The organism is Citrobacter sp. ABFQG (assembly GCF_004322975.1).
Classification (GTDB): domain Bacteria; phylum Pseudomonadota; class Gammaproteobacteria; order Enterobacterales; family Enterobacteriaceae; genus Citrobacter; species Citrobacter freundii.
The window spans coordinates 951,662-972,869 of record NZ_CP036435.1 but is presented as its reverse complement, the minus strand read 5'-3'; the positions used below and the strand labels follow the sequence as shown (position 1 = coordinate 972,869).

General features: G+C 51.4%; 12 protein-coding genes, 4 tRNA genes, 2 rRNA genes and 1 pseudogene. 2 read left to right on the top strand and 17 right to left on the bottom strand.

Annotated features, from left to right (window positions below; all coding sequences use genetic code 11):
- Positions 1–95: 95 nt before the first annotated feature.
- The 13 genes from rpoC to WN16_RS04725 form a co-directional block, all read right to left on the bottom strand.
- Positions 96–4,319 (bottom strand): DNA-directed RNA polymerase subunit beta', encoded by a 4,224-nt coding sequence (gene rpoC, locus WN16_RS04785; RefSeq protein ID WP_003033107.1) that lies wholly within the window; start codon positions 4,317–4,319, stop codon positions 96–98.
- Between the two features lie 76 nt (positions 4,320–4,395).
- Positions 4,396–8,424 (bottom strand): DNA-directed RNA polymerase subunit beta, encoded by a 4,029-nt coding sequence (gene rpoB / locus WN16_RS04780; RefSeq protein WP_003033111.1) that lies wholly within the window; start codon positions 8,422–8,424, stop codon positions 4,396–4,398.
- Between the two features lie 320 nt (positions 8,425–8,744).
- Positions 8,745–9,110, bottom strand: a complete 366-nt coding sequence (gene rplL / locus WN16_RS04775; RefSeq protein WP_003033114.1) for a 50S ribosomal protein L7/L12 — start codon at positions 9,108–9,110, stop codon at positions 8,745–8,747.
- Positions 9,111–9,176: 66 nt separating this feature from the next.
- A complete protein-coding gene (gene rplJ, locus WN16_RS04770) occupies positions 9,177–9,674 on the bottom strand; it encodes a 50S ribosomal protein L10 (protein ID WP_001207203.1) in 498 nt (165 codons plus the stop codon).
- A 414-nt stretch (positions 9,675–10,088) separates the two neighbouring features.
- The gene (gene rplA, locus WN16_RS04765; protein WP_044702700.1) at positions 10,089–10,796 is read right to left on the bottom strand and encodes a 50S ribosomal protein L1; all 708 of its coding nucleotides are present in this window, start codon (positions 10,794–10,796) and stop codon (positions 10,089–10,091) included.
- A gap of 3 nt (positions 10,797–10,799) precedes the next feature.
- Entirely contained in the window at positions 10,800–11,228 is a 429-nt protein-coding gene (rplK, locus tag WN16_RS04760; RefSeq protein WP_003033122.1) for a 50S ribosomal protein L11, read from the bottom strand.
- A gap of 154 nt (positions 11,229–11,382) precedes the next feature.
- Positions 11,383–11,928, bottom strand: coding sequence for a transcription termination/antitermination protein NusG (gene nusG, locus WN16_RS04755; RefSeq protein WP_003033125.1), 546 nt, complete (start codon positions 11,926–11,928; stop codon positions 11,383–11,385).
- 1 nt (position 11,929) lies between these two features.
- Positions 11,930–12,313: a preprotein translocase subunit SecE gene (secE, locus tag WN16_RS04750; RefSeq protein ID WP_003033128.1), complete on the bottom strand. Its 384-nt coding sequence runs from the start codon at positions 12,311–12,313 to the stop codon at positions 11,930–11,932.
- Between the two features lie 230 nt (positions 12,314–12,543).
- Entirely contained in the window at positions 12,544–13,728 is a 1,185-nt protein-coding gene (gene tuf, locus WN16_RS04745) for an elongation factor Tu (protein ID WP_003031109.1), read from the bottom strand.
- A gap of 118 nt (positions 13,729–13,846) precedes the next feature.
- Positions 13,847–13,922 (bottom strand) — tRNA-Thr (locus WN16_RS04740).
- A gap of 5 nt (positions 13,923–13,927) precedes the next feature.
- A tRNA-Gly gene (locus WN16_RS04735) sits at positions 13,928–14,002 on the bottom strand.
- A 114-nt stretch (positions 14,003–14,116) separates the two neighbouring features.
- Positions 14,117–14,201, bottom strand: a tRNA-Tyr gene (locus tag WN16_RS04730).
- Between the two features lie 8 nt (positions 14,202–14,209).
- Positions 14,210–14,285: transfer RNA gene (locus tag WN16_RS04725), tRNA-Thr, on the bottom strand.
- Positions 14,286–14,304: 19 nt separating this feature from the next.
- Here WN16_RS04725 and WN16_RS24480 point away from each other — a divergent pair.
- Positions 14,305–14,373, top strand: a pseudogene (locus WN16_RS24480) (hypothetical protein); the annotation flags it as partial.
- A gap of 302 nt (positions 14,374–14,675) precedes the next feature.
- Positions 14,676–15,626, top strand: a complete 951-nt coding sequence (gene coaA / locus WN16_RS04715; RefSeq protein ID WP_003031107.1) for a type I pantothenate kinase — start codon at positions 14,676–14,678, stop codon at positions 15,624–15,626.
- Positions 15,627–15,657: 31 nt separating this feature from the next.
- Here the strand turns inward: coaA and birA are convergent, their stop codons facing one another.
- The 4 genes from birA to WN16_RS04695 form a co-directional block, all read right to left on the bottom strand.
- Positions 15,658–16,620 carry a bifunctional biotin--[acetyl-CoA-carboxylase] ligase/biotin operon repressor BirA gene (gene birA, locus WN16_RS04710; protein ID WP_044703032.1) on the bottom strand — a complete coding sequence of 321 codons (963 nt, stop codon included), beginning with the start codon at positions 16,618–16,620 and terminating at the stop codon, positions 15,658–15,660.
- Complete coding sequence (murB, locus tag WN16_RS04705) at positions 16,617–17,645, bottom strand: UDP-N-acetylmuramate dehydrogenase (RefSeq protein ID WP_044703033.1); 1,029 nt, start codon at positions 17,643–17,645, stop codon at positions 16,617–16,619. Before murB ends, birA begins: the two co-directional genes overlap by 4 nt.
- Before the next feature lie 391 nt (positions 17,646–18,036).
- Positions 18,037–18,152, bottom strand: a 5S ribosomal RNA gene (rrf, locus tag WN16_RS04700).
- A gap of 90 nt (positions 18,153–18,242) precedes the next feature.
- Positions 18,243–21,150, bottom strand: a 23S ribosomal RNA gene (locus WN16_RS04695).
- Positions 21,151–21,208: the final 58 nt, after the last annotated feature.

Here is a 21,208-nt window from a genome sequence, read left to right as displayed (position 1 = left end):
CTTCGTAGCCTCGTAGACCTGATAAGCGTCATCAGAAATAAACCTGGACATAAAAAAACCCGCCGAAGCGGGTTTTTTATTATGGTCGGCAACGATTAATCGTTGTCAGAACCGCCCAGGCCTGCGTTCAGCAGTTCTGCCAGGCTGGCAGACGCATCTTCAGCAGTCACCTGCGGTGCAGCTGGCAGTTCGCCCGCTGCGCGACGGCGCATACGATCCTGGTGGTACGCGTAACCGGTACCTGCCGGGATCAGACGACCCACGATTACGTTCTCTTTCAGACCGCGCAGTTCATCACGTTTACCTGCAACAGCGGCTTCGGTCAGGACACGCGTGGTTTCCTGGAACGATGCTGCAGAGATGAAGGACTCGGTTGCCAGAGACGCTTTGGTGATACCCAGCAGATCGCGGGAGAACGTTGCACCCACTTTGCCGTTCGCTTCCAGCTCGCGGTTAGCGATCTTGACGCGGGAGTATTCAACCTGCTCGCCTTCCAGGAAGTCGGAGCTACCAGCGCTTTCGATGGTGGCTTTACGCAGCATCTGACGAACGATAACTTCGATGTGTTTATCGTTAATCTTAACACCCTGCAGACGGTATACGTCCTGAACTTCGTTAACAATGTAACGAGTTACAGCATGCACACCACGCAGACGCAGGATGTCGTGCGGCGCTTCCGGACCGTCGGAAACCACGTCACCACGTTCTACACGTTCACCTTCAAACACGTTGAGCTGACGCCATTTCGGGATCATCTCTTCGTACGGCTCGCTACCGTCTACCGGGGTGATAACCAGACGACGTTTACCTTTGGTTTCTTTACCGAAGGAAATGATGCCGCTGATTTCAGCCAGGATTGCCGGCTCTTTCGGACGACGTGCTTCGAACAGGTCAGCAACGCGCGGCAGACCACCGGTGATATCCTTGGTACCGCCGGATTCCTGCGGAACACGCGCCAGGGTGTCACCAGAACTGATCTGTACGCCATCTTCCAGCTGAACAATCGCTTTACCCGGCAGGAAGTACTGAGCAGGCATATCGGTGCCTGGGATCAGAACGTCGTTGCCCTGAGCATCAACAATTTTCAGTGCCGGACGCAGGTCTTTACCACCCGCAGTACGCTCTGCAGAATCCAGAACCACCAGAGAAGACAGACCGGTCAGCTCGTCGGTCTGACGAGTAATGGTCTGGCCGTCGATCATGTCAGTGAAGCGGACAAAACCACTCACTTCGGTGATAACCGGCATGGTGTGCGGATCCCAGTTTGCTACGGTTTCGCCGCCAGCAACCTGTTCGCCATCACCTTTCGCCATAACGGAGCCGTAAGGCACTTTATAGCTTTCTTTGGTACGGCCGAATTCGTCGATCAGTTTCAGTTCGGTGTTACGTGAGGTGATAACCAGTTTGCCGCTGGAGTTCACAACCGACTTCGCATTGCTCAGACGGATGCTACCTTTGTTTTTCACCTGAATGCTGGATTCAGCAGCCGCACGAGATGCCGCACCACCGATGTGGAACGTACGCATCGTCAGCTGTGTACCCGGTTCACCGATGGACTGTGCCGCGATAACGCCGATTGCTTCACCTTTGTTGATGATGTGGCCACGCGCCAGGTCACGACCGTAGCAGTGCGCACATACACCAAAGTCGGTGTCACAAGATACAACAGAACGGACTTTGACGGAGTCAACGGAGTTCTCTTCCAGCAGGTCACACCACTGTTCGTGCAGCAGCGTGTTGCGTGGAACCAGAATATCCGCCGTACCCGGCTTCAGAACGTCTTCAGCAGTCACACGACCCAGAACGCGATCGCGCAGCGGCTCTTTAACATCACCACCCTCGATAACCGGGGTCATGGTGATGCCTTCCAGAGTGCCGCAATCGTCTTCAGTAACAACCAGGTCCTGCGCAACGTCGACCAGACGACGAGTCAGATAACCGGAGTTCGCTGTTTTCAGTGCGGTATCCGCCAGACCTTTACGCGCACCGTGAGTAGAGATGAAGTACTGGAGTACGTTCAGACCTTCACGGAAGTTCGCGGTGATTGGCGTTTCGATGATGGAGCCATCTGGCTTCGCCATCAGACCACGCATACCGGCCAGCTGACGAATCTGTGCTGCAGAACCACGCGCACCGGAGTCGGCCATCATGTAGATGCTGTTGAAGGAAACCTGCTGCTCTTCTACGCCGTCACGGTTAATAACGGTTTCGGTTTGCAGGTTATCCATCATCGCTTTGGATACACGATCGTTCGCCGCAGCCCAGATATCGATAACTTTGTTATAGCGTTCGCCCGCGGTTACCAGACCAGACTGGAACTGCTCCTGAATCTCAGCAACTTCAGCTTCCGCTTCAGAGATGATCTCGTGTTTCTTCTCCGGGATGACCATGTCATCAATACCAACAGATGCACCTGAACGCGCTGCATAAGCAAAGCCGGTGTACATTGTCTGGTCAGCGAAGATAACAGTCGGCTTCAGGCCCAGAATGCGGTAACAGGTGTTCAGCATTTTGGAGATAGCTTTCTTGCCCAGCGCCTGGTTGACGATGGAGAAAGGCAGACCTTTCGGTACGATCATCCACAGAATGGCGCGACCAACGGTCGTGTCTTTCAGACTGGTGTGCGCAACGAATTCGCCGTTTTCATCTTTTTCGTATTCAGTGATACGCACTTTAACGCGCGCATGCAGAGAGGCCAGACCTGCGCGATAGATACGCTCAGCTTCTTTCGGGCCAGTCAACACCATGCCTTCGCCTTTGGCGTTAACACAGTCACGGGTCATGTAGTACAGACCCAATACAACGTCCTGAGACGGAACGATGATAGGTTCGCCGTTCGCCGGAGACAGGATGTTGTTGGTAGACATCATCAGCGCACGCGCTTCGAGCTGGGCTTCCAGCGTCAGCGGTACGTGAACAGCCATCTGGTCACCATCGAAGTCGGCGTTATATGCCGCACAAACCAGCGGGTGAAGCTGGATAGCTTTACCTTCGATCAGTACAGGTTCAAATGCCTGGATACCCAGACGGTGCAGTGTTGGTGCACGGTTCAGCAGTACCGGGTGTTCGCGGATAACTTCGTCCAGGATATCCCAAACGACAGCTTCTTCACGCTCAACCATTTTCTTAGCGGCTTTGATGGTGGTGGCCAGGCCACGCAGTTCCAGCTTGCCGTAGATGAACGGTTTGAACAGTTCCAGTGCCATTTTCTTCGGCAGGCCGCACTGATGCAGACGCAGGTATGGACCTACGGTGATTACAGAACGACCGGAGTAGTCAACACGCTTACCGAGCAGGTTCTGACGGAAACGACCCTGCTTACCTTTGATCATGTCGGCCAAAGATTTCAGAGGACGTTTGTTAGAACCGGTGATCGCACGACCGCGACGACCGTTATCCAGCAGGGCGTCAACCGCTTCCTGCAGCATACGTTTTTCGTTGCGTACGATGATGTCCGGCGCAGCCAGATCCAGCAGACGCTTCAGACGGTTGTTACGGTTGATAACGCGACGATACAGATCGTTCAGATCCGACGTTGCGAAACGACCACCATCCAGCGGAACCAGCGGACGCAGATCTGGCGGCAGAACCGGCAGAACGGTCAGGATCATCCACTCTGGCTTGTTGCCAGACTGTACGAAGGCTTCCAGCAGTTTGATACGCTTGGTTAGCTTCTTACGCTTGGTTTCGGAGTTGGTTTCGTTCAGCTCTTCGCGCAGAGTTTCACACTCTTGCTCCAGATCCATGCTCTTCAGCAGGGCCTGGATTGCTTCCGCACCCATCTTCGCGTCGAATTCGTCACCGAACTCTTCCAGCGCGTCCAGATACTGCTCTTCAGTCAGGATCTGTTGACGTTCCAGATTAGTCATACCGCCTTCGATAACCACATAAGATTCGAAGTACAGTACGCGTTCGATATCACGCAGCGGCATATCAAGCAGCAAACCGATACGGGACGGCAGAGATTTCAGGAACCAGATGTGAGCAGTCGGAGACGCCAGCTCGATGTGGCCCATACGCTCACGGCGTACTTTGGTCTGGGTCACTTCAACGCCGCACTTCTCACAGATCACACCACGGTGTTTCAGGCGCTTGTACTTACCGCACAGGCACTCGTAGTCTTTTACCGGCCCAAAGATACGGGCGCAGAAAAGGCCGTCACGTTCAGGTTTGAACGTACGGTAGTTGATGGTTTCCGGCTTCTTAACTTCACCGAAAGACCATGAACGGATCATGTCTGGCGAGGCCAGAGCAATTTTGATCGCATCAAACTCTTCGGTTTTAGTCTGCGCTTTCAGAAACTTTAATAAATCTTTCACGGATTTGCTCCCGTCGGAGTTAGCACAATCTGGCGCTGGCTGTTACGCCAGCACCAGTGACCTGTTTGATCGAGAGTTACTCGTCTTCCAGCTCGATGTTGATACCCAGCGAACGAATCTCTTTCAACAGTACGTTGAAGGATTCCGGCATGCCTGGTTCCATCTGATGGTTGCCGTCCACGATGTTTTTATACATCTTAGTACGACCGTTCACGTCATCAGACTTAACGGTGAGCATTTCCTGCAGGGTGTATGCTGCGCCATATGCTTCCAGCGCCCACACTTCCATCTCCCCGAAGCGCTGACCACCGAACTGCGCCTTACCACCCAGCGGCTGCTGAGTAACCAGGCTGTAAGAACCGGTAGAACGCGCATGCATCTTGTCATCAACCAGGTGGTTCAGTTTCAGCATGTACATGTAGCCAACGGTAACCTGGCGCTCGAACTGCTCACCGGTACGACCGTCGAACAGTGTGATCTGACCGGAAGTCGGCAGGCCACCCAGCTGTAACAGTTCCTTGATTTCAGACTCTTTCGCACCGTCGAATACCGGCGTTGCGATCGGCATACCTTTTTTCAGGTTTTCAGCCAGACGCAGAACTTCTTCATCACTGAAGGTATTCAGGTCAACTTTCTGACGAACATCTGAACCCAGATCGTAAGCACGCTGGATGAATTCGCGCAGTTTCGCGACTTCCTGTTGCTGTTTCAGCATGGCGTTGATCTTATCGCCGATACCTTTTGCAGCCATACCCAGGTGGGTTTCAAGGATCTGACCGATGTTCATACGCGATGGTACGCCCAGCGGGTTCAGTACGATATCTACCGGCGTACCGTTAGCATCGTGTGGCATATCTTCGATCGGGTTGATCTTAGAGATTACACCCTTGTTACCGTGACGACCTGCCATCTTATCACCAGGCTGGATCCGACGTTTAACCGCCAGATAAACCTTAACAATCTTCAGCACGCCCGGTGCCAGATCATCGCCCTGAGTGATTTTACGGCGCTTCGCTTCGAGTTTTTTCTCGAATTCGTGTTTCAGTTCGTCGTACTGCTCAGCCAGTTGTTCCAGCTGATTCTGTTTTTCTTCGTCGGTCAGGCCGAGTTCTAACCAGCGGTCACGCGGCAGTTTGTCGAGCTTCTCAGCTTCAACACCACCAGAAACCAGCACAGCGTAGATACGGCTGAACAGGCCAGCTTCGAGGATCTGCAGTTCTTCAGACAGGTCTTTTTTCGCCTGCTTCAGCTGCATCTCTTCGATTTCCAGCGCACGTTTGTCTTTTTCTACGCCATCGCGAGTAAAGACCTGAACGTCGATAATCGTACCGGAAACACCGTTTGGCACGCGCAGAGAAGAGTCTTTAACGTCAGACGCTTTCTCACCGAAGATCGCACGCAGCAGCTTCTCTTCTGGCGTCAGTTGGGTTTCACCTTTCGGCGTTACCTTACCAACCAGAATATCGCCACCGGTCACTTCCGCACCGATATAAACGATACCGGATTCATCCAGTTTGGAGAGCGCAGCTTCACCCACGTTCGGGATGTCAGCGGTGATCTCTTCTGGCCCCAGCTTGGTGTCACGGGACACACATGCCAGTTCCTGAATATGGATGGTGGTGAAACGGTCTTCCTGGACAACACGCTCGGATACGAGAATGGAGTCTTCGAAGTTGTAACCATTCCATGGCATGAATGCCACGCGCATGTTCTGGCCCAGCGCCAGTTCACCGAGGTCGGTGGACGGACCGTCTGCCAGCACATCACCACGTTCAACCGGCTCGCCCAGAGATACGCAAGGCATCTGGTTGATACAGGTGTTCTGGTTAGAACGGGTGTATTTGGTCAGGTTATAAATGTCGATACCTGCTTCGCCCGGGTACATCTCGTCTTCGTTAACTTTGATAACGATACGGGAAGCATCCACGTACTGAACAGTACCGCCACGTTTAGCAACTGCAGTAACACCGGAGTCAACGGCAACAGCACGTTCCATACCGGTACCAACCAGCGGCTTATCAGCGCGCAGAGTCGGAACCGCCTGACGTTGCATGTTCGCACCCATCAATGCACGGTTGGCGTCATCGTGTTCCAGGAACGGGATCAGGGACGCACCGACGGATACCACCTGCTGGGTGGATACGTCCATGTAGTCAACCTGATCACGGCTGAACAAGCTGGATTCGCCTTTGCTACGGCAGGTAACCAGATCTTCTACAAAGTGGCCTTCGTCATCCAGGTTGGAGTTCGCCTGAGCGATAACGTAGTTGCCTTCTTCGATAGCAGACAGGTAATGAATTTCGTCAGTTACAACACCGTCGGTCACTTTACGGTACGGAGTCTCGAGGAAGCCGTATTCGTTAGTCTGTGCATACACGGACAGGGAGTTGATCAGACCGATGTTCGGACCTTCAGGCGTTTCGATTGGACATACGCGACCGTAGTGAGTCGGGTGTACGTCTCGAACTTCGAAGCCTGCGCGTTCACGGGTCAGACCGCCTGGGCCGAGTGCAGAGATACGACGTTTGTGCGTAATCTCAGACAGCGGGTTGTTCTGGTCCATAAACTGAGACAGCTGGCTGGAACCAAAGAACTCTTTCACTGCTGCAGAAATCGGCTTGGCGTTGATCATATCCTGAGGCATCAGGGTATCCAGATCGCCCAGAGACAGACGCTCTTTCACCGCACGCTCAACACGTACCAGGCCAACGCGGAACTGGTTTTCCGCCATTTCGCCTACGGAACGGATACGACGGTTGCCGAGGTGGTCGATATCATCGACTTCGCCTTTACCGTTACGGATATCGATGAGCTTCTTCATCACTTCGATGATGTCGTCTTTGCTCAGGATACCGGAACCTTCGATTTCGTCGCGCAGCAGAGAACGGTTGAACTTCATACGACCGACCGCAGACAGGTCATAGCGGTCTTCGGAGAAGAACAGGTTCTCGAACAGGCTTTCAGCAGCTTCACGAGTCGGCGGCTCACCAGGACGCATCATGCGGTAGATTTCTACCAGTGCGCTCAGACGATCGTTGGTTGGGTCGACGCGTACAGTTTCAGAAATGTACGGACCGTGGTCCAGATCGTTAGTGAACAGCGTTTCGATACGCTTGTGACCAGACTGGCTCAGCTTAGCCAGCAGATCCAGGCTCAGCTCCATGTTAGCTGCGCAGATCAGCTCGCCAGTAGATTCGTCAACGTAGTCTTTAGCCGCAACTTTACCAGCAATGTATTCAACCGGAACTTCGATATGTTTGATATCGTCTTTTTCCAGTTGGCGAATGTGGCGCGCAGTGATGCGACGGCCTTTTTCGACGTAGACTTTACCGTTAGCTTCAATGTCAAAGGAGGCGGTTTCACCACGCAGGCGTTCCGGCACCAGTTCCATCTGCAGCTTGTTGTCACGAATTTCGAAAACAACTTTTTCAAAGAACAGGTCAAGGATCTGCTCAGTGGTGTAGTTCAGTGCACGCAGAATAATGGTCGCAGGCAGTTTACGGCGACGGTCAATACGTACGAACAGGTTGTCCTTCGGATCGAATTCGAAGTCCAGCCAGGAACCACGGTAAGGGATGATGCGCGCGTTATACAGCACTTTACCCGAAGAGTGGGTTTTACCTTTGTCGGAGTCAAAGAAGACGCCAGGACTACGGTGCAGCTGAGAAACGATAACACGCTCAGTACCATTGATTACAAAGGTACCGTTGTCAGTCATGAGCGGAATTTCGCCCATGTAGACTTCTTGTTCTTTAATGTCTTTTACGGTGCCTTCCGGCGCTTCGCGCTCGTAGATCACCAGACGCAGTTTTACGCGCAGCGGTGCGGAATAGGTCACGCCACGGATCTGACATTCCTGAACGTCAAACACCGGTTCGCCAAGGCGGTAGCTGACGTATTGCAGCTCGGAATTACCGCTGTAGCTCTGAATCGGGAAAACGGAACGGAAAGCTGCTTCCAGACCATACTGCCCTTCAGGATCTTGCTCGATGAACTTCTGAAACGAGTCAAGCTGGATAGAAAGGAGATAAGGTATGTCCAACACTTGTGGACGTTTACCAAAATCCTTACGAATACGTTTTTTCTCGGTATAGGAGTAAACCATTAGGGTTCCTCAGCTCGCTGACAAGTCGACCCATCTGTCCGACGAAGGGACAGTTTGTGCAACACTATTTTGTTGACCGGAAAATCGAATACTTTCCGCAATGCCTGTTGCTATCACGCTTAAACCATTTCATTGCGATTTACACAGAACTGATGCTCTGTCGCAGTATATTAAGACGTCGATAGAAACAAGCATTGAAAGGCACAGCAGTAGTCAAACAGTGTGAAATGCTACTGGCGCCTTACAGCGCAAAAAGGCTGGTGACTAAAAAGTCACCAGCCATCAGCCTAATTTCTTAGGCTGCAACCAGAAAAGTTGGCTTATTTAACTTCAACTTCAGCGCCAGCTTCTTCCAGAGATTTTTTCAGTGCTTCTGCGTCGTCTTTGCTGATGCCTTCTTTCAGGGCAGCCGGAGCAGATTCTACCAGGTCTTTAGCTTCTTTCAGACCCAGGCCAGTTGCGCCACGTACTGCTTTGATAACAGCAACTTTGTTAGCGCCAGCAGCTTTCAGAATTACGTCGAATTCAGTTTTTTCTTCAGCAGCTTCAGCCGGGCCAGCAGCTACAGCTACAGCAGCAGCAGCGGAAACACCGAATTTTTCTTCCATTGCAGAGATCAGTTCTACAACGTCCATTACGGACATAGCGGATACTGCTTCAATGATTTGATCTTTAGTGATAGACATTTAAATTGTTCCTGAAAATCAGAATAAGTTTATACGTAAGCAGATGCTTGAGAAAAATAACTGCGATTAAGCAGCTTCTTTCGCATCGCGTACAGCAGCCAGAGTACGAACCAGTTTGCCAGCCGAAGCTTCTTTCATGGTTGCCATCAGGCGTGCAATTGCTTCTTCGTAGGTCGGCAGAGTTGCCAGGCGATCGATTTGCGATGCCGGGATCAATTCACCTTCAAAGGCTGCGGCTTTGACCTCAAATTTTGCATTCGCTTTCGCGAACTCTTTGAACAGACGAGCAGCAGCGCCCGGGTGTTCCATAGAGTATGCAATCAGGGTCGGACCAACAAACGTGTCTTTCAGGCACTCGAACTGAGTACCTTCAACGACGCGGCGCAGCAGGGTGTTACGAACAACACGCATGTATACGCCAGCTTCACGACCTGCTTTACGCAGTTCAGTCATTTTATCTACAGTTACGCCACGGGAATCCGCAACTACTGCAGACAGCGCGCCTTTGGCTACTTCGCTGACTTCAGCAACAATCGCTTGTTTGTCTTGAAGATTTAAAGCCATTAGCTTTGCTCCTGGATGTTTGCCGGAACTCATGTTCCGGAACTCACTTCACTCTCCCCAACGGAGAGAGCGTCTAAATACGGTGAGCAGAAACAAGCCAGAGTATCAGAAATAATCTTAGCGTTCTGTCACCGTCTACGCAGGGCATTAAGTTTCTTACGAAACACCTGCGGTCTTCGACGGAGGCCTGGATAGGCCAGGCTCCAACGAACAAATCTTGTCTATCTGTCGCTATTCAATCTGTGCCGGCGTTGACTGCCTTCGTTCACACCAGTCACATAGTTAACTATGCTCCTGGCGATTCACTCAGTTGTCGCCTTGCCACAGCCTGAATATCTCGGATATACGTCTGCAATTAGCAGAAACGTGGGGGTAAGATTGTAGACAAAATCACCGCCCACGTAAAGGCGAATATTAGTTCGCCACAGTCGCAGTCAGACCGGACTGATCAACGGCAACACCAGCACCCATGGTGGTGGAGATGCTAACTTTCTTGATGTACACGCCTTTAGCCTGAGTCGGTTTCGCTTTTTTCAGCGCAACCAGCAGAGATTCCAGGTTTTCTTTCAGTTTTTCAGCGTCAAAATCCACTTTACCGATGGTAGTGTGAATGATGCCGTTTTTGTCGTTACGGTAACGAACCTGACCTGCTTTAGCGTTCTTAACCGCTTCAGCAACGTTAGGGGTTACAGTACCAACTTTCGGGTTTGGCATCAGGCCGCGCGGACCCAGAACCTGACCCAGCTGGCCAACAACGCGCATTGCATCCGGGGAAGCAATAACAACGTCAAAGTTCATTTCGCCTTTCTTGATCTGGTCAGCCAGATCTTCCATACCTACCAGCTCAGCGCCTGCAGCTTTAGCAGCTTCAGCGTTTGCGCCCTGGGCAAATACGGCTACGCGAACGGAACGGCCAGTACCGTGCGGCAGTACAGTTGCACCACGTACGTTCTGGTCAGATTTACGAGCATCGATGCCGAGGTTAACGGCAACGTCTACGCTTTCTACGAATTTAGCAGTGGCCAGCTCTTTCAGCAGAGCAATAGCTTCGTTGATGTCGTACTGTTTAGTTGCATCAACTTTGTCACGGATCACGCGCATACGCTTGGTCAGTTTAGCCATTTCTTAGTCCTCCACTACCAGGCCCATGGAACGTGCAGTACCTTCAATGGAGCGAGTCATCGCTTCAATGTCGGAACCAGTCATGTCGGCAGCTTTGGTCTGCGCGATTTCCTGCAGCTGAGCGCGGGAAATTTTACCCACTTTGTCTTTGTTCGGCTTACCTGAACCAGACTTGATACCAGCCGCTTTCTTCAGCAGAACTGCTGCCGGAGGCGTTTTGGTAACGAAAGTGAAAGAACGGTCAGCGTAAACGGTGATAACAACCGGGATCGGCAGACCTTTTTCCATGGAATCAGTTTTTGCGTTGAACGCTTTGCAGAATTCCATGATGTTCACGCCTTGTTGACCCAGTGCTGGACCTACCGGCGGACTCGGGTTAGCCATACCAGCTGCAACTTGCAGCTTGACATAGGCCTGGACTTTCTTAGCCATTCTAAATTCCTCTAGTTGGGTTATAGCGCCTCAAGGAGGCTCCCCGTGATTAAATTCGTTTTACGGACAGGGTCCATAAAAACAAAAGGCGCGAAATTGTATTCCAATCTCGCGCCTTGTGCAACGATTAAATCGCCGCTTTTTTGATCGCTGTTTAGGCTTTTTCTACCTGGGCAAAGTCCAGTTCTACCGGGGTCGCACGACCAAAGATAGAAACAGAGACTTTCAGGCGGGACTTCTCGTAGTCCACTTCTTCGACCACGCCGTTAAAGTCAGCAAACGGACCGTCACTAACGCGAACCATTTCACCTGGCTCAAACATCGTTTTCGGACGCGGTTTATCACCAACCTGCTGCAGACGGTTCATGATCGCATCAACTTCTTTGTCGCTGATCGGCGCCGGACGGTCAGATGTACCGCCGATAAAGCCCATCACACGCGGCACGCTACGCACCAGGTGCCAGCTTGCGTCATTCATCACCATCTGGACCAGTACATAGCCCGGGAAGAATTTACGTTCGCTCTTGCGACGCTGGCCACCACGGATTTCGACCACTTCTTCGGTCGGCACCATGACTTCGCCAAACAGCTCTTCCATATTTTGTAACTTGATATATTCGCGCAGCGACGTGGCTACGCGGCCTTCAAAACCGGAAAACGCCTGAACGACGTACCAGCGCTTTTTAGGGGCTTCAGACATCTTAGAACCTCAGGCCAGTGATAAAGGATACCAGGCGAACCAGAATACCATCCAGTCCCCACAGGATCAGTGACATTACTGCGGTAACCGCAGCCACAATTAATGTGGTGTGCAATGTTTCCTGGCGAGTTGGCCAAATGACCTTACGGACTTCGGTTCTCGCTTCACGGGCAAAAGCAACGGTCGCTTTACCTTTTGTTGTCAACAGCGCGACACCACCCGCTGCGGCAATCAGAATCACTACGGCCAGCGCACGCAGCGGCAGCATCATGTCACGATAGAGGTAGTTGCCAACGATAGCTACAAGCAGCAATACAGCGACAACAACCCACTTCATCGCTTCCAGGCCGCGCCCGCTTCCTTGAGCTTCGGTATTCGCACTCATAAACCAACCTGTCAGAAGTATTCTACAAACATTTTCACCCCGCGTAAGCGAGGCGATCCAAACCGAAATGCTCTGGTGCGTTTCGGACTAAACGCCCTCTTCAGAGCCTGTCTCAGCAATGATTATGACAAAAAAAATCACTGATGAGCCAGGTTCTGGTGTGAAAGCGTGCAAAAAGGGCATCAAATGATGCCCTTTTATTGCGCATTGCGTCAAATGTTATTCGGCAATTAGCTCATTACTTTGGCAACAACGCCCGCACCAACAGTACGGCCGCCTTCACGGATTGCGAAACGCAGACCGTCGTCCATCGCGATCGGGTGGATCAGGGTAACAACCATTTTGATGTTGTCGCCCGGCATTACCATCTCTACGCCTTCCGGCAGTTCGATGGTACCAGTCACGTCAGTAGTACGGAAGTAGAACTGCGGACGGTAGCCTTTGAAGAACGGAGTATGACGGCCGCCTTCGTCTTTGGACAGAATGTACACTTCAGATTCGAACTTGGTGTGCGGCTTGATAGAGCCCGGCTTAGCCAGTACCTGACCACGTTCGATTTCTTCACGTTTGATACCACGCAGCAGAACACCAACGTTCTCACCAGCACGGCCTTCGTCCAGCAGTTTGCGGAACATTTCAACGCCAGTACAGGTAGACTTAGCAGTCTCTTTGATACCAACGATTTCAACTTCTTCACCAACTTTGATGATACCGCGCTCTACACGACCGGTAACAACGGTACCACGACCGGAGATGGAGAATACGTCTTCGATAGGCAGCAGGAACGGCTTGTCAATCGCACGCTCTGGTTCTGGGATGTAAGAATCCAGGAAGCCAGCCAGTTCGATGATTTTCGCTTCCCACTCTGCTTCGCCTTCCAGCGCTTTCAGAGCAGAACCACGAACGATCGGAGTGTCGTCGCCCGGGAAATCGTACTGAGACAGAAGTTCACGAACTTCCATTTCTACCAGTTCCAGCAGCTCTTCGTCATCAACCATGTCGCATTTGTTCAGGAACACGATGATGTACGGAACGCCTACCTGACGACCCAGCAGGATGTGCTCACGAGTCTGCGGCATCGGGCCGTCAGTCGCAGCAACAACCAGGATCGCGCCGTCCATCTGCGCAGCACCGGTGATCATGTTTTTAACATAGTCGGCGTGGCCCGGGCAGTCTACGTGTGCGTAGTGGCGAGTCGGGGTGTCATATTCAACGTGAGAAGTGTTGATGGTGATACCACGTGCTTTTTCTTCCGGCGCGTTATCGATCTGATCGAATGCGCGAGCAGCACCGCCGTAGGTTTTAGCCAGAACGGTAGTGATTGCAGCGGTCAGCGTTGTTTTACCATGGTCAACGTGGCCGATAGTACCGACGTTAACGTGCGGTTTAGTACGTTCAAATTTTTCTTTAGACATCGATTGTCCCTCTAAGACACGGATAAATCGGTGATATCACCACATCAACCAGGCAATATACCTGAGCTGTTGAATGCTTTTAAAAGTAAACAGAGAGAAACGGGAAGGAGAAGTGAAGTGGTGCTGATACCCAGAGTCGAACTGGGGACCTCACCCTTACCAAGGGTGCGCTCTACCAACTGAGCCATATCAGCACGTCTGGAGCGGGCAGCGGGAATCGAACCCGCATCATCAGCTTGGAAGGCTGAGGTAATAGCCATTATACGATGCCCGCATCCTGAAACTCGGCTACCCAGTTCTTTCTGTAACAAAAAAGAGATTTCTCTCTTTTCTGTTCGAGCTGATTAATTTTTTAATCAACTCAGGCGGCGATAACGCTGCCAGAAAGTGGTGGTGGGGGAAGGATTCGAACCTTCGAAGTCTGTGACGGCAGATTTACAGTCTGCTCCCTTTGGCCGCTCGGGAACCCCACCGGACTTGATGGTGCCGACTACCGGAATCGAACTGGTGACCTACTGATTACAAGTCAGTTGCTCTACCTACTGAGCTAAGTCGGCATCAAGTAGCGCGCATTTTATGGAGACATGCGCACTCATGCAACTAAAAAATTGCATAAAATGTTCTATCGCTCACATTTTGCACTATGCGACCGATAAATAATCTATTTCTTCTTTGGATTGGACAAATTTCCAACGCCAGGTGCCACCTCAGGGAGGAATTTTGCCCCAGCATGCACGCGTCGATAGAGAGAAAGCACATCTTTATACATCTGGAATACCCGTCACATTGCATTTCAGAGGATGATTTTTTCTTATTATTCCCCTCCATCTGGTGTTACCCTCCTGCCCATTGTCCAAATTAACTGAAATGTGCGTGCCATTGCGTACCGGGGATGATTTCGTTTTTTACCGCAGACCTGATATAGCAATGACAGCCAGACCATGCGTATGAGTATAAAAGAGCAAGCGTTAACGTCGCCTTACCTACAGTTTGATCGCAACCAGTGGGCTGCGCTTCGTGATTCCGTGCCGATGACCCTGACCGAGGAAGAGATTGCTCGTCTTAAAGGCATTAACGAAGACTTATCGCTGGAAGAAGTTGCCGAGATTTATTTGCCTCTCTCGCGTTTGCTAAACTTTTACATCAGTTCAAACCTGCGACGTCAGGCAGTGCTGGAGCAATTTTTAGGCACGAATGGCGAGCGTATTCCTTATATTATTAGTATTGCTGGCAGCGTTGCCGTCGGTAAAAGTACGACAGCGCGTGTTTTGCAGGCCTTACTCAGTCGCTGGCCAGAGCATCGTAAGGTTGAATTGATTACTACCGATGGCTTTCTCCACCCTAACCAGGTATTGAAAGATCGTGGACTAATGAAGAAGAAAGGCTTCCCCCAGTCCTATGATATGCATCGCTTGGTTAAATTCGTTTCCGATCTGAAATCAGGCGTACCTAACGTCACGGCGCCGGTCTATTCCCATCTCATCTATGATGTGATCCCTGATGGCGACAAAACCGTTGCCCAGCCCGACATATTAATACTCGAAGGGTTAAATGTATTACAAAGCGGGATGGACTATCCTCACGATCCACATCATGTATTTGTTTCTGACTTTGTCGACTTTTCTATTTATGTTGATGCGCCAGAAGAATTACTCCAGACGTGGTATATCAACCGCTTTCTGAAATTCCGTGAAGGGGCGTTTACCAACCCGGACTCTTATTTCCATAACTATGCAAAATTATCAGAAGATGAGGCTATCAATACTGCCACATCGCTATGGAAAGAAATTAACTGGCTGAATTTAAAGCAAAACATTTTACCAACACGTGAAAGAGCCAGCTTGATTATGACTAAAAGCGCCAATCATGCCGTTGAGCAAGTCAGGCTACGTAAATAAATAAAAAGGGGAGCCTGAGCTCCCCTTTTTATTATTCAGCACTTCTCAGCGATATTTCTCCACCCATCCAGGGTTTGATCTCGCCATTTTGTTCAAGCAATAATGCACCTTGCGCGTCTATTCCACGAGAGATACCAAATATTTCTTTATCACCAATAATAAGTTTTACCGGGCGGTCGATAAAGTTATCCAGTTTCTTCCAGCGAGGCAGATACGGTGCTAAACCTTCGTGCTCAAAGAGCACCAACGCAGCGCGCAACTCACGTATCAGTCGGGCAGCAAGGGTATTGCGGTCAATGTTAATGCCCGCTTCCTGCAGGTTAATCCAGCCTTGATTAACCACATTTTCTTCAACCCGGCGCATGGACATATTAATACCCGCGCCGATAACAATTTGCGCGGCATCACCTGTCTTACCTGTCAGTTCAACCAGGATCCCTGCCAGTTTACGGTCGAGTAAATAGAGGTCGTTGGGCCATTTTACACGGACTTTATCCGCACCCAGATCACGCAAAACCTCAGCCATGACGATACCAATAACCAGACTCAGGCCAATCGCAGCTGCCGGTCCTTGTTCCAGCCGCCAGAACATTGAGAGGTAAAGGTTGGCACCAAACGGTGAAAACCATTTCCGACCACGGCGCCCGCGCCCGGCCTGTTGATATTCAGCGACGCAGGCATCCCCTGACTCCAGCTGACCTATTCGGTCCATCAGGTACTGATTGGTTGAGTCGATAACCGGCAGTACAGTGATATTTCCACCATCCAGTTGAGAATGAATAAGTGAGGCATCTAATAGTTGGATAGGCTCCGGTAAGCTGTATCCTTTACCTGGAACAGTAAAGACATCAACCCCCCAGTCGCGCAACGTCTGGACATGCTTATTGATTGCGGCACGGCTCATTCCCAACGTTTCACCGAGCTGCTCACCGGAATGAAATTCTCCATCGGCCAATAATGAAATAAGCGTCAGAGGGACGGTATTATCCTTCATGCAATGATCTCCACAGCATTCATTTCACCCTGCGGACCAATAAACCGGACCTCTGGTTCGAGCCAGACATTAAATTTCTCACCGACTTTTTGGCGCACATGGTGTGCAAGTTGCACTACATCCTGACTCGTCGCATTATCTGCATTGATCAGCACCAGTGCCTGCTGCTGATGTACCGCCGCGCCACCAATGCGCATACCTTTTAGCTGGCACTGATCGATAAGCCAGCCTGCTGCCAGTTTCACAGAACCATCAGCCTGCGGGTAATGAGGTGCTGTTGGGAATTTAGCCAGGAGCTCCTGCGCAATATTCCCAGTGACAACAGGGTTTTTAAAGAAGCTACCCGCATTACCGTTTACTTTCGGATCGGGTAGTTTTGTCGTGCGCATATGGCAGACAGAATCAAAAACCTGCTGAGGTGTAACTGTTGTAGGATCCAGACGCGTCAAGTCACCGTAAGTCAAAACGGGCTGCCACTGTTTAGGTAAGCGCAGACCAACGGCTACAATTGCGAAACGATCCTGGTATTCATGCTTGAAGATGCTGTCACGGTAACCAAAACGGCATTCTGCTGCGTTAACGCGCAGATGTTTGCCAGTCGAAAGCTCAACGCAGTCTACGTATTCGCAGACGCGCTGCAGCTCTACGCCATAGGCACCAATATTCTGGATTGGCGATGAACCCACGCAGCCGGGAATGAGTGCCAGATTTTCCAGGCCAGGCATGTTGCGCTCCAGCGCATAGCACACCAACTGATGCCAGTTTTCACCCGCGCCTACGTGCAAATGCCACGCATCAGGTTGCTCTGTAATCTCAATACCCTTAATACGATTGACGATCACCGTACCCTGGAAGGTATCAAGAAACAGGACGTTACTCCCTTCGCCCAGAATCAGTACTGGATGATGCGATGCATTGGCTGATTGCCAGGCATTCAGTAATTGTTGTTCATTTTCGGCGCAGACAAGTTCATTCGTTTGCTGATCGATACCGAAGGTGTTCCAGGCTTTAAGGGAGTGATTCATAGACGCTTTCCTGATGCAAAATCGCGCCTAGTTTACCGCATATACCGCAGAATGGCTTGTGTTATGGAGGCTCAGGATATTGCTTTGCACCCGATGGTGCTGCGATGTGCGTGATGCGCTGCGCTTATCAGGCCTGCACAATACGTTCAGCCCGGCGTTTTTTACCCCGCACACACGCAAAAAAGCCCATCCGTCAGGATGGGCTTTTTCACTTTATTTGATGCCTGGCAGTTTATGGCGGGCGTCCTGCCCGCCACCCTCCGGGCCGTTGCTGCGCAACGTTCAAATCCGCTCCCGGCGGATTTGTCCTCCTCAGGAGAGCGCTCACCGACAGACCACAGATAAAACAAAAGGCCCGGTCTTTCGACCGGGCCTTTCGCTTTTATTTGATGCCTGGCAGTTCCCTACTCTCGCATGGGGAGACCCCACACTACCATCGGCGCTACGGCGTTTCACTTCTGAGTTCGGCATGGGGTCAGGTGGGACCACCGCGCTACAGCCGCCAGGCAAATTCTGTTATTAACCCGCTTTTCGCCGGTTAATGTAATCTGTATCAAGCTGAATGTCGTCTCTTCGCCAAAACATCTTCGGCGTTGTAAGGTTAAGCCTCACGGTTCATTAGTATCGGTTAGCTCAACGTATCGCTACGCTTACACACCCGACCTATCAACGTCGTCGTCTTCAACGTTCCTTCAGGAGACTTAAAGTCTCAGGGAGAACTCATCTCGGGGCAAGTTTCGTGCTTAGATGCTTTCAGCACTTATCTCTTCCGCATTTAGCTACCGGGCAATGCCATTGGCATGACAACCCGAACACCAGTGATGCGTCCACTCCGGTCCTCTCGTACTAGGAGCAGCCCCCCTCAATTCTCCAGCGCCCACGGCAGATAGGGACCGAACTGTCTCACGACGTTCTAAACCCAGCTCGCGTACCACTTTAAATGGCGAACAGCCATACCCTTGGGACCTACTTCAGCCCCAGGATGTGATGAGCCGACATCGAGGTGCCAAACACCGCCGTCGATATGAACTCTTGGGCGGTATCAGCCTGTTATCCCCGGAGTACCTTTTATCCGTTGAGCGATGGCCCTTCCATTCAGAACCACCGGATCACTAAGACCTGCTTTCGCACCTGCTCGAGCCGTCACTCTCGCAGTCAAGCTAGCTTATGCCTTTGCACTAACCTCCTGATGTCCGACCAGGATTAGCTAACCTTCGTGCTCCTCCGTTACTCTTTAGGAGGAGACCGCCCCAGTCAAACTACCCACCAGACACTGTCCGCAACCCGGATCACGGGTCCACGTTAGAACACCAGCCATTAAAGGGTGGTATTTCAAGGATGGCTCCATGCAGACTGGCGTCCACACTTCAAAGCCTCCCACCTATCCTACACATCAAGGACCAGTGTTCAGTGTCAAGCTATAGTAAAGGTTCACGGGGTCTTTCCGTCTTGCCGCGGGTACACTGCATCTTCACAGCGAGTTCAATTTCACTGAGTCTCGGGTGGAGACAGCCTGGCCATCATTACGCCATTCGTGCAGGTCGGAACTTACCCGACAAGGAATTTCGCTACCTTAGGACCGTTATAGTTACGGCCGCCGTTTACCGGGGCTTCGATCAAGAGCTTCTCCTTACGGATAACCCCATCAATTAACCTTCCGGCACCGGGCAGGCGTCACACCGTATACGTCCACTTTCGTGTTTGCACAGTGCTGTGTTTTTAATAAACAGTTGCAGCCAGCTGGTATCTTCGACTGATTTCAGCTCCATGAGTAAATCACTTCACCTACATATCAGCGTGCCTTCTCCCGAAGTTACGGCACCATTTTGCCTAGTTCCTTCACCCGAGTTCTCTCAAGCGCCTTGGTATTCTCTACCTGACCACCTGTGTCGGTTTGGGGTACGATTTTGTGTTACCTGATGCTTAGAGGCTTTTCCTGGAAGCAGGGCATTTGTTACTTCAGCACCGTAGTGCCTCGTCATCACACCTCAGCGTTAAAAAGGTACCGGATTTACCTGGAACCTCCGCCTACATGCTTAAACCGGGACAACCGTCGCCCGGCTAACATAGCCTTCTCCGTCCCCCCTTCGCAGTAACACCAAGTACAGGAATATTAACCTGTTTCCCATCGACTACGCCTTTCGGCCTCGCCTTAGGGGTCGACTCACCCTGCCCCGATTAACGTTGGACAGGAACCCTTGGTCTTCCGGCGTGCGGGTTTTTCACCCGCATTATCGTTACTTATGTCAGCATTCGCACTTCTGATACCTCCAGCATACCTCACGATACACCTTCAACGGCTTACAGAACGCTCCCCTACCCAACAACACATAGTGTCGCTGCCGCAGCTTCGGTGCATGGTTTAGCCCCGTTACATCTTCCGCGCAGGCCGACTCGACCAGTGAGCTATTACGCTTTCTTTAAATGATGGCTGCTTCTAAGCCAACATCCTGGCTGTCTGTGCCTTCCCACATCGTTTCCCACTTAACCATGACTTTGGGACCTTAGCTGGCGGTCTGGGTTGTTTCCCTCTTCACGACGGACGTTAGCACCCGCCGTGTGTCTCCCGTGATAACATTCTTCGGTATTCGCAGTTTGCATCGGGTTGGTAAGTCGGGATGACCCCCTAGCCGAAACAGTGCTCTACCCCCGAAGATGAGTTCACGAGGCGCTACCTAAATAGCTTTCGGGGAGAACCAGCTATCTCCCGGTTTGATTGGCCTTTCACCCCCAGCCACAAGTCATCCGCTAATTTTTCAACATTAGTCGGTTCGGTCCTCCAGTTAGTGTTACCCAACCTTCAACCTGCCCATGGCTAGATCACCGGGTTTCGGGTCTATACCCTGCAACTTAACGCCCAGTTAAGACTCGGTTTCCCTTCGGCTCCCCTATACGGTTAACCTTGCTACAGAATATAAGTCGCTGACCCATTATACAAAAGGTACGCAGTCACACCCAAAAGGATGCTCCCACTGCTTGTACGTACACGGTTTCAGGTTCTTTTTCACTCCCCTCGCCGGGGTTCTTTTCGCCTTTCCCTCACGGTACTGGTTCACTATCGGTCAGTCAGGAGTATTTAGCCTTGGAGGATGGTCCCCCCATATTCAGACAGGATACCACGTGTCCCGCCCTACTCTTCGAGTTCACAACCTGTGCATTTTGGTGTACGGGACTATCACCCTGTACCGTCGGACTTTCCAGACCGTTCCACTAACACACAAGCTGATTCAGACTCTGGGCTGCTCCCCGTTCGCTCGCCGCTACTGGGGGAATCTCGGTTGATTTCTTTTCCTCGGGGTACTTAGATGTTTCAGTTCCCCCGGTTCGCTTCATTACGCTATGTATTCACGTAATGATAGTGTGACGAATCACACTGGGTTTCCCCATTCGGAAATCGCCGGTTATAACGGTTCATATCACCTTACCGACGCTTATCGCAGATTAGCACGTCCTTCATCGCCTCTGACTGCCAGGGCATCCACCGTGTACGCTTAGTCGCTTAACCTCACAACCCGAAGATGTTTCTTTCGATTCATCATCGACTTGCAAAAATTTGAGAGACT

Excerpts from the sequence above, each read along its gene's own strand:
- rpoB (WP_003033111.1), bottom strand. The coding sequence starts at position 8,424 with ATGGTTTACTCCTATACCGAGAAAAAACGTATTCGTAAGGATTTTGGT.
- rplL (WP_003033114.1), bottom strand. The coding sequence starts at position 9,110 with ATGTCTATCACTAAAGATCAAATCATTGAAGCAGTATCCGCTATGTCC.
- rplJ (WP_001207203.1), bottom strand. The coding sequence starts at position 9,674 with ATGGCTTTAAATCTTCAAGACAAACAAGCGATTGTTGCTGAAGTCAGC.
- rplA (WP_044702700.1), bottom strand. The coding sequence starts at position 10,796 with ATGGCTAAACTGACCAAGCGTATGCGCGTGATCCGTGACAAAGTTGAT.
- rplK (WP_003033122.1), bottom strand. The coding sequence starts at position 11,228 with ATGGCTAAGAAAGTCCAGGCCTATGTCAAGCTGCAAGTTGCAGCTGGT.
- nusG (WP_003033125.1), bottom strand. The coding sequence starts at position 11,928 with ATGTCTGAAGCCCCTAAAAAGCGCTGGTACGTCGTTCAGGCGTTTTCC.
- secE (WP_003033128.1), bottom strand. The coding sequence starts at position 12,313 with ATGAGTGCGAATACCGAAGCTCAAGGAAGCGGGCGCGGCCTGGAAGCG.
- tuf (WP_003031109.1), bottom strand. The coding sequence starts at position 13,728 with ATGTCTAAAGAAAAATTTGAACGTACTAAACCGCACGTTAACGTCGGT.
- coaA (WP_003031107.1), top strand. The coding sequence starts at position 14,676 with ATGAGTATAAAAGAGCAAGCGTTAACGTCGCCTTACCTACAGTTTGAT.
- birA (WP_044703032.1), bottom strand. The coding sequence starts at position 16,620 with ATGAAGGATAATACCGTCCCTCTGACGCTTATTTCATTATTGGCCGAT.
- murB (WP_044703033.1), bottom strand. The coding sequence starts at position 17,645 with ATGAATCACTCCCTTAAAGCCTGGAACACCTTCGGTATCGATCAGCAA.